The organism is Virgisporangium ochraceum, assembly GCF_016863655.1.
GTDB lineage: Bacteria > Actinomycetota > Actinomycetes > Mycobacteriales > Micromonosporaceae > Virgisporangium > Virgisporangium ochraceum.
In genome coordinates this window covers 55,976-64,991 of sequence record NZ_BOPH01000037.1, presented here as the reverse complement: position 1 = coordinate 64,991, position 9,016 = coordinate 55,976, and the positions used below count along the sequence as shown (strand labels likewise).

General features: G+C 71.9%; 8 protein-coding genes. 5 read left to right on the top strand and 3 right to left on the bottom strand.

The window, feature by feature from the left end; translation table 11 throughout:
• From Voc01_RS15545 to Voc01_RS15535, 3 genes are all read right to left on the bottom strand, one after another.
• Positions 1-1,267 (bottom strand): glycoside hydrolase family 10 protein (locus Voc01_RS15545; protein ID WP_203928122.1); only part of this gene is annotated, 1,267 nt, incomplete at its 3' end.
• Positions 1,268-1,450: 183 nt separating this feature from the next.
• Positions 1,451-2,176, bottom strand: coding sequence for a carbon-nitrogen hydrolase family protein (locus tag Voc01_RS15540; protein ID WP_203928129.1), 726 nt, complete (start codon positions 2,174-2,176; stop codon positions 1,451-1,453).
• 321 nt (positions 2,177-2,497) lie between these two features.
• Positions 2,498-3,403 carry a siderophore-interacting protein gene (locus Voc01_RS15535; protein WP_203928121.1) on the bottom strand — a complete coding sequence of 302 codons (906 nt, stop codon included), beginning with the start codon at positions 3,401-3,403 and terminating at the stop codon, positions 2,498-2,500.
• A 115-nt stretch (positions 3,404-3,518) separates the two neighbouring features.
• Between Voc01_RS15535 and Voc01_RS15530 the strand changes: the two genes are divergently transcribed.
• From Voc01_RS15530 to Voc01_RS15510, 5 genes are all read left to right on the top strand, one after another.
• Complete coding sequence (locus Voc01_RS15530) at positions 3,519-3,851, top strand: ArsR/SmtB family transcription factor (RefSeq protein WP_203928120.1); 333 nt, start codon at positions 3,519-3,521, stop codon at positions 3,849-3,851.
• Positions 3,848-4,702 carry a VOC family protein gene (locus Voc01_RS15525; protein ID WP_203928119.1) on the top strand — a complete coding sequence of 285 codons (855 nt, stop codon included), beginning with the start codon at positions 3,848-3,850 and terminating at the stop codon, positions 4,700-4,702. Before Voc01_RS15530 ends, Voc01_RS15525 begins: the two co-directional genes overlap by 4 nt.
• Positions 4,703-5,001: 299 nt before the next feature.
• Positions 5,002-7,314: a methyl-accepting chemotaxis protein gene (locus Voc01_RS15520; RefSeq protein WP_203928118.1), complete on the top strand. Its 2,313-nt coding sequence runs from the start codon at positions 5,002-5,004 to the stop codon at positions 7,312-7,314.
• A 4-nt stretch (positions 7,315-7,318) separates the two neighbouring features.
• Positions 7,319-8,494 (top strand): poly-gamma-glutamate synthase PgsB, encoded by a 1,176-nt coding sequence (pgsB, locus tag Voc01_RS15515; protein ID WP_203928117.1) that lies wholly within the window; start codon positions 7,319-7,321, stop codon positions 8,492-8,494.
• Positions 8,491-8,973 (top strand): poly-gamma-glutamate biosynthesis protein PgsC/CapC, encoded by a 483-nt coding sequence (locus tag Voc01_RS15510; protein WP_203928116.1) that lies wholly within the window; start codon positions 8,491-8,493, stop codon positions 8,971-8,973. The genes pgsB and Voc01_RS15510 overlap by 4 nt, the downstream gene beginning before the upstream one ends.
• The last annotated feature ends 43 nt before the right edge of the window (positions 8,974-9,016 follow it).

Genomic DNA, 9,016 nt, shown 5'->3' with positions numbered 1-9,016 from the left:
AGTCGACGTTGGCGAAGTTCGTTCCGCTGCGGGTGGTGCTCCACGAGTTGGTCACGTTCGCCGCCTGCGGGATCGACACCGTCCAGCCGTTGATCGGCGACGATCCGGCGGTGACCCGCACCGAGGCCACGTACCCGCCGTTCCACTGGTTGAGCGACACCGTCGCCGAGCATCCGCCGCCCGGGTTCGGCGGCTGCGACGAGCTCGACGAGGACGACGGGTTCCCCGGGCTCGACGGGTCCTGCGGCTGGCCGTTGTTCAGCGCGGCGAGCACCGAGTTGTAGGCCGCCTTCTTGTTGCCACCGTTGTCGAACAGCAGCGGCGTCTGCTGCGAGCGCCACGAGTCGCTGTCGCGGATGCCCCACACCGTGATCCCGTTGCACCGCGGCACCGCGAGGCAGTCGTTGACGACGTTGGCGTACCAGGTCGGGTTCGCGCCCTGGATGTCGAGCTCGGTGATCTGCACGTCGACGCCGAGCGCGGCGAAGCTCGACAGCGTGGTGCGGTAGTTCGACGGGTACGGCGACTGGTTGTTCAGGTGCGACTGGAAGCCGACGCAGTCGATCGGCACGCCGCGCTGCTTGAAGTCACGCACCATCCGGTAGACGCCCTGGGTCTTGGCGTGGCTCCAGTCGTCGGTGTTGTAGTCGTTGTAGCAGAGCTTCGCGTTCGGGTCGGCGGCCCGCGCGGCGCGGAACGCCGCTTCGATCCAGTCGCTGCCGGTGCGCTCCAGGTTCGTGTCGCGCCGCCCGCCGCTGTTGCCGTCGGCGAACGCCTCGTTCACCACGTCCCACGAGTCGATCTGGCCGCGGAAGTGGGTGGCCACGTTGGTCACGTGGTTGAGCATCGCCTGGCGCAGCGGTGCGCCCTCCATCCGCTGGGCCCACGGTGGCATCTGCGAGTACCAGGCCAGGGCGTGGCCGCGGACCTTCATGCCCCGCGAGCGGGCGTGGTTGACGATCTGGTCGGAGCTTCCGTAGGTGAACCGGCCCTGGTCCGGTTCGGTGGCGTCCCACTTCATCTCGTTCTCGGGGGTGACGCTGTTGAACTCGCGGTTCAGGATCGTCTGGTAGACCGAGTCGCTGAGCTTGTACGCGGCGACGGCCGTACCGAAGTACCGGCCGTTGCGCTCGGCGGCGGAGGCGCCCAGCGTGCTGGCGGCGCTGGCCGAGCCGGGGAGGAAGACGGCGCCGGTGACGGCCATGAGGCCGGCGGCGCCGACGGCGAGGGCGGTTCTGTGGCGGAAACTGAGGGGTCTCCCCTGCATTCCTGTGCTCCATTCCGGGGTGGCGGCCGGCCCGGAAACGGGCGCTGGCAAGGCGCACCCTCCGGTCCGGCCCGGTGACGCTGGGCGGGACGAGGTGGCTCGCCGGCGGCAGCGGGCACCGCGGGAGGAGGGCGGAGCATCGACCTCAGTAGATTGGAGGATCGCAGGACGGATCGGGACCCGTCAATTACTTTCGGAAAAGTTTCGAGAAGCCCTTTCAGGAGCCCGTTCGAAGGCCGTGCGCACGACCTCACCGACCCCCGCACCCGCCCGCGCCGCGAGCGTGCCGTCGGGCCGCCAGATCCCCGAACACCCGGCCGCGGGCGCGTACTCGCCGCTGCCGGTCGACCCGGCGTAGCTCGCCACCGCCACCCACACCCCGTACCCCGTCGCCACCCGGCGCGCGCGCTCGTCCTGAAGCGCCACCTCGTCGGGCTGCTTCGCGCTACCCACCACGTACGCGTCACACCCGAGCGCCATCGTCGCGGCCGCGTGCTCCGGCACCCCCGCGTCCTTGCAGATCGCCAGCCCGAGCCGCCACCCGTCCACCGCGAGAACGGCAGGCGCGTCGCCCGCGACGAATCGCGCCGGTTCAGCGCCGCCGAGGTACAGCTTCCGGTAGACGACGCGCGTCCCGGATCCGGTCACGGCCAGCTTCGCGATGCAACGTCCCGCCACGGGTGCGCCGACGAGTGCCACCGAGCCCGTCTCCGCGCACGCGACGACCAACGGACGCAGCCGGTCGTCGGCCGGATCCAGCTCCGGCGCGGTCATTTCATACCCGGTCAACGACAACTCCGGAAACACCACCACCCGGGCCCCGGCCGCATACACCAGGTCGGCGTGTGCCCGCGCGTTGGCGGTCACATCGAACGCCACACACACCGGCTGCGCGACCGCGACGCTGATCTCCACGCGTGCACGCTATCCCTCCAGTTTTGCCGCCCCGTTAACGCGACCCCACACCCCCCACGACGCCCCTCCTCCGCCGATCTTGCAGTTGTGGCCTCCCCAAAAACACGACATGTCCGCGAATAGAGGCGGCCACAAGTGCAAGATCGGCGGGCGCCTCGACAACGGCGCGACCGCGAGCGGCGCGGCCGGCCCACAACTCGGCGGGCACTACCAACCGGGGGTGCGGGTGTCTGTTGATCGTTGTCCGAGGAACGAAACTGCAGCGTGAGCTGACGTTCGTTCCTCGAACGGCGATCAGGGCGGTCGGCGCAGGGGCTAGTTCTCGGCGCGCCCGAGGCGCCAGTAGCCCATGAAGGCGACCGCCTTGCGGTCCATGCCCCGCTCGGCGACGAGGTGCCGGCGCAGCGTGCGGATGACGGCCGCCTCGCCGGCCAGCCACGCGTAGAGCGGCAGGTCCGGGGTCGCGGCCGGAACCTCCCACAGGATCGACTCGTCGACGTCGATGTCGGCCAGCTCGGCGTCCACCTCGCCGGTGGGGGTGGGCAGGAGCCGGCCGGCGGCGGCGACCACGGCGGGGATCAGCGCGCTGCCGAAAGCGGCGCCCTCTCGTGCGACCCACGTGAGCGCGACGCCCGCCGGCGCGGCGACCGCGAGCCGGTCGGCGGCGTGCGGAACCTCCAGCACGGCCTCGCCACGGGTGTGCTCCGGCAGCCGCTCCAGGATCGAGCAGATCGCCGGCACGGCGGTCTCGTCGCCCGCCAGCAGCACGGTGGACCCGTCGGCCGGCGGCCGGAACTCGATGCCGCCGTGGTCGCCGGTGAAGCCGGCGTCGGGTCCGAGCAGCACGAGCGGGTCGCCGACCTTCGCGTTGACCGCCCACCGCGACGCCGGCCCGGTCTCTCCGTGCAGCGCGACGTCGACGTCGAGTTCGTTGCGGTCCGGCCGCACCCCGCGCACGGTGTACGTCCGGAACGGGTTGCGCCGGTTCTCGGGCAGGGCCCGCCAGCGCTCGTACCAGTCCGCGCCACCGGGCAGGTCGGCGAACCCGTGCCCGGGCACCGGGAAGATGAGCTTGAACCGCTGGTCGTAGCCGTTGTCGGCGAACCTGTCGAGGTCGATACCGGCGAAGGTGAGGCGCACGAACGACGGGCTGAGCCGCGTGACCGCCGCCACCTCGACGGTGAACTGCCGCCACGGCGCCACTACCTGTGTGGTCGTCACCCTCGATCTCCCCTGCGATTGCTGTTAGGCAAGCCTAATCTAACCATAGGTCCGCGCCGCGGCCGGCTCGTGAGCCGGATTGACAATAGTTGCGCCTAGCTCTAACTATTAGAGGATGGCCGAGGTGGACGCGCTCTTCGAGGTGCTCGGCGATCCCACGCGGCGGGAGGTGGTGCGCCTCCTCGGCGCGCACCCGCGGCGGGCCGGTGAGCTCGCGCGCGCGACCGGGGTGTCGGCCCCCGTGATCAGCCGGCACCTGCGGATCCTGCTCGCGGCCGGGGTCGTCGCCGACGAGCGGGTGCCCGGCGACGCGCGGCTGCGGGTGTTCCACCTGCGCCGCGAGCCGATCGTCGCGCTGCGGGCGTGGCTCGACCAGCTGCAGGCCCAGTGGACCGAGCAGCTCGGCTCGTTCAAGAGGTACGTGGAGGAACACCGGGAGGACGCGTGAGTACCAGATCCGCGAAGGCCTCCGTGGAGGTCGAGGTCGATCCGGCCACGGCGTTCACGGCGTTCACCGAAGAGATCGGGCGCTGGTGGGTACCCGGGCCGATCAACAACTGGGACTTCGGCCGGGCGGTCGGCAAGCGCATCGAGCCCGGCGTCGGCGGACGCGTGCTGGAGCTGTACGCCGACGACACCTCACTCGAGCTGGGACGGGTCACCGTCTGGGAACCGGGCCGCCGGCTCACCTACCTGAGCAGCGTCGACGAGACGCAGGTCGACGTGCGCTTCGCGGAGACGCCCACCGGCACGAGGGTGAGCGTCGAGCATTCGGTGCTGCCGGGCGCTGATGTGCGTCCCGGAGCGTTGTTCTTCCCCAACGTCCTGCACTGGCTGGTGCCCTGGTGCCGCGACCACGACGCCGGCCGGCCCGCGCGCCGGTTGGCACGCACCGCCGTGGGCCTGCACTACCGCGACCCGGCGGCCGCGGCGCGGTGGCTGGTCGACGCGTTCGGGCTCACGACGTGGGACAAGGTGCCCGCCGAGGGCGAGCGGCCGTCGTGGCTCGAGCTCAACTTCGAGGGGACGTCGGTGCTGCTGTTCGAGGGCGACCCCGGCGGGAACGAGGGCGACCCCGGCGGGGACCCGGTGACGCACGGCACCTGGCTGTTCGTCGACGACCTCGACGCCCACCTGGCCCGGGCCGGGGCTCGGGGCGCGACGATCGTCGAGCCGGTGACGCAGCACGGGTTCCGCTCCTACACGGCGGCCGACCCCGAAGGCCACCGGTGGACGTTCGTGCAGGCCTCGCCGGCGATGATCAGCGCTTCGCGGAGCGATCCGTGGCCCCGCGCGTAGCGGCACGGGGCTCGTGATCCGCCTCGACGTCGAGGTGCCGGGCAGCGGCCGTCCATAACGGACCGGTAACGCGAATGTGACCCGCGTCACACGCAAAAGCGAGAGCCCGTTCCGGCACGTACCGACCGGATATGGGGGCACCGACCAGATCCGCCGCTGTCGGGCCCAGGCTTCCACGTGGGCTCACCCAGGAACTGAGGGGCCTCACGCCTGATGCCGCCGCCGAGTGGCGGCGCATCTGCCTGGACCGGCAACTTCCGCGCGCACGCTTCCCCGCCGGCATCAAGGTGCCGGCGCTGATGTCGTTCTGGTGCCTGCTGCTGGTGGCCGGCCTGTGCCTGGCCGTGCTCGGCGGGTCGGGCGACCGGGCGGTGCCGGAGGCCGTCGTCGACTCGCAGAAGCAGCTCGTCGGGCGGCTCGCCGGCACCCAACGCGCGGTGATCAACTCGGGCATAGAGAGCCTGGGCGTCACGGCCGAACGGCTCGGCGCGGTCTCGGAGAAGGAGCCCGACCGGCTGCTGGCCGCGGTGGTCGTCACCGGCGGCCGGTGGAAGGGTGCCGCGATCCTCAACCAGCAGCGGGCGCCCGTCGCTCTACGCGGTGAGGCGCTCCCGCCCGACGCCGCCGCCAAGGCGGTGCCCGGCGCCGCCGTGCCGGTGGCCGTCGGCACCGCGCTCAACGTCGTCGTGGCCGCAGAACTGCCGGGTGGACGCGTGCTCGCGGCGGTCGCGGGCATCGATCTCCGCGTGCTCCGCCTCAACACCGAGGCGCAGCAGAGCGTGTTCATCGCCGGCCCGGCGCCCGCCGCCGCGACCCCGCCCGCCGCAGCCGCAACCCCGCCCGCCGGCGCGTCGGCCCCACCCGGTGCCGCGCCGGCCGTGCCGGTCGCGACCGTCTACTCGCCGCAGGGTGCGCAGATCGCGCCGGAGAACGAGCCGCTGAACCGGCTCATCGCCCGGGCGATCGAGAAGGCCGACGACCGGTCGGCCGGCGTCACCGGTCCCCTCGTGACGCTCACCGACCCGCAGACCCAGCAGACCCGGCGGCTGGCCCCGGTGGTCGCCGCCGCGCCGATCGGTGACTCCGGCCTCTCGGTCGTGTCGGTGACCCACGCCGCTCGGGTCGTCGACGGCGAGCGCGGCCGCGGCTTCGAGCCGGGGCTGGCGCTGGTCGTGGTGGCGCTGCTGATCCTGGCCGTCCTCCACTTCGCGCTCATCCGCCCGGTGTCGCGGGTACTGGCGCAGGCCAAGGCGATGGCCTGCGGCGAGACGCCGGAGAAGGTGTCGCTGCCGGTCCAGCGGGAGGCGGCCCGGATCTCGGCCGCTCTCGCCGAGATCGCCAACGGCCCCCGCCGGCCGCCGCGCACGCTCGCCGACCAGGCCCGCCGGCGGCGGCCGGGCGGCGTGTCGGCGCTGACGATCGTCGCGCTGTGCGCGGTCGCGGTGCTCGGCTGGTGCGGCGCGGTCGCCGGTCGCTACGCCGGCGGCGCCGACAGCGTGCCGGCGCAGGTCTCCGTCGACGCCCGCAACGACGTCGAGGGCGCGGCTGTCGCCCTGCGCGACGGGCTCACCGGCGGCGTCACCCGGTTGCGCCAGGCCGCGACGGCCGCGGCCACCGCCGCGGCGGCGAAGTCCCCGAACCCCGCGGCGTCCGCGGCACCATCACCCTCCGCGTCGGCACCGGTCAACGGGACCCGCGCGGGCGCGGCCACCCTCGACCCGGAGCCGTTCCGGGCGCCGCTGGGAGAACTCGTCGACGACGGCGACGTCCGCAGCGCGTACGTGGTCGACGGCGCCGGCAAGCCGGTGCTGGTGGTCGGCGAGGAGCCGGCCCGCCAGCAGGCCGCCCCGCCGACCGGCAACGGCGTCAAGCTCGACCGGGTGACCGGCGCGGTGCCCGTCGTGTACGCCTACCTCCAGGTCGCCGACGGCCAGACGGTGATCGCCGAGTTCGGGGTGCGGTACCTGTCGGGCCTGCTGCGCCGGGCGGAGGGCCGGGTGCGGGTGGTCGACGGCGACCTGCGCACGATCTTCGACACCGGCGGGTACGTGCCGTTCCGGGTGCCGACCGCGAAGCCGGTGCGCGACGCCGCGACCGCCGCGTTGACCAATAAGGCGGGCACCAGCATCGGCACGTCGCAGGGCAGCCGGATGCTGCTGGCCGGCACGTTGATCGGCGGCGACGAGACCCTGCCCGACGTGAAGTGGGCGGTCGTGTCGGAGCGGTCGCTGGCGGCGTTCCGGCTGCCGCAGAACGACCTGAACCGGGGCACCTGGCTGGTCGCGTTCCTGGCGCTCGTGGTCGCCGTGCTGCTGTTCGCCTGGTACCGGCTGGTGGTGATCCGTCCGCTGCGACAGATGGCCGAGGCGGCCGAGAAGCTGGCCGACGGCGACGTGCGCGACACCGTCTGCCCGGTGCGCCACGACGAGATCGGCGCGATCGCGGTGTGCCTCGACATCGTGCGCCAGACGATGGCCGAGGGCACGACCCGGCTCGCGGGCGCGGCCCGGCTCAAGGGCATCGGCCGCGAGATCACGATGGTGCTGCCGATCGTCCGCCCGAAACGGGCCGACGGACCCGGCGCGCGGCGCGCGTCGAAACGGGGACGTTGACCGCATGTCGTTCATGTACATCGTGTTCGTCATCGGCTGCTTCATCCTGCTCGTCGCCGGGATCATCGAGCAGCGCAACCACTATTCGCAGCTGAACAAGATCCCGCAGCGGGTGCTGGTCAACGGGATCCGCGGCAAGAGCTCGATCACCCGGCTGTGCGCGGGCGCGCTGCGCGGCGGCGGCAAGATCGTGGTCGCGAAGACCACCGGCACGGCGGCGCGGTTCATCTACCCCGACGCCACCGAGGAGCCGGTCTACCGCAAGTTCGGCATCGCCAACGTGATCGAGCAGGTCGGCATCGTGCGCCGCGCCGCCGCGTTCTCCCCCGACGTGCTGGTGATCGAGTGCATGGCCGTGATGCCGGCGCTGCAGGAGGTCAACCAAACCAAGCTGATCCAGTCGACGATCGGTGTCCTGAGCAACGTCCGCGAGGACCACGTCGCCGAGATGGGTCCGACGCTCGACGACATCGCGCGGTCGCTCAGCCGGTCGATGCCGGTGGGCGGGATCTGCGTCACCGCCGAGCGGGAGCGGCTGCCGGTGCTGTACCAGGAGGCCGCCAAGCGCACGTGCGACCTGGTGGTGGTCGACCCCGAGTCGGTCACCGACGAGGAGATGCGCGGGTTCAGCTACTTCACGTTCAAGGACAACGTGGCGATCGCGCTCGAGGTGGCCGGGCGGCTCGGTGTGCCACGGCAGGCAGCGTTGAACGGGATGTGGAACGCGCCGCCCGATCCCGGCGTACTCACGGTGAAGGAGTATCAGGTACGCGACACGTCCATCCGGTTCGCCAACGTGTTCGCGGCGAACGATCCGGAGTCGACGTTGCAGAACATTCAACAGCTGGGGCGGCAGGGGCTGATCAGCCGGCCCCTGACGCTGCTGATCAACTGCCGACCCGACCGCGTGGAGCGCAACGGCCAGATGGGTGGCATCGTGCCGAAGCTGCGACCCGACCGGGTGGTGCTGATCGGCGAGCCGACCCGCAGCGCCGCCGCCACGATCCCCAGCGAGTTCCAGAAGCGCATCGTCGACCTCGGTGGCGGACGACCGGCGCCCGAGCTGCTCGACGCGATGCTGAAGGCCGTGGGACCGGGTGCGTCGGTGTGCGCGGTCGGCAACATCCACGGCCAGGGCGAGGCGCTGCTCGACGAGCTGGAGAAGCTGCCGACCCGATGATCGTCATCGACCTGAACCCGCAGACCGCGGCGCTCAGCCTGGGCGTCGGCCTGGTCTTCTCGCTGCTGTGCTACCTGACCACCAACCTCTCCCCGGGCGGCATGATCACCCCGGGCTGGTTGGCGATCGCGATGGTGCAGGACTACCTGCAGGTCGTGGTGATCTTCGCGATGACGATCGTGACCTACCTGGCCATGACCGTCCTGCTGAAGATCACGATCCTCTACGGCAAGCGCCTGTTCGCGGCGATCGTGCTGCTCGGCGTCCTCTTGCAGTTGACGCTCTTCCTGATCATCCAGGGCGAGCTTCCCCTGCTGTTCGTGCACCAGACGCTGGGCTTCATCGCGCCCGGCCTGATCGTGTACCAGCTGATCCGGCAGCCGCCGGCCGCCACGATGCTGGCGACCGGCATCGTGTCGGCCGCGACCTACGGCGTGATGATCAGCGGAATCCTCGCCGGCGTGGTGCCGGCGCTGTAACCGGGCCGGCGCTCCGGCGCCGGCGCTGTAACCAGAGAGGAGT

What these genes read in the sequence shown, in the direction of transcription:
- Voc01_RS15530 (WP_203928120.1), top strand. Translation starts at nt 3,519, where the DNA reads ATGGCCGAGGTGGACGCGCTCTTCGAGGTGCTCGGCGATCCCACGCGG.
- pgsB (WP_203928117.1), top strand. Translation starts at nt 7,319, where the DNA reads ATGTCGTTCATGTACATCGTGTTCGTCATCGGCTGCTTCATCCTGCTC.
- Voc01_RS15520 (WP_203928118.1), top strand. Translation starts at nt 5,002, where the DNA reads ATGTCGTTCTGGTGCCTGCTGCTGGTGGCCGGCCTGTGCCTGGCCGTG.
- Voc01_RS15510 (WP_203928116.1), top strand. Translation starts at nt 8,491, where the DNA reads ATGATCGTCATCGACCTGAACCCGCAGACCGCGGCGCTCAGCCTGGGC.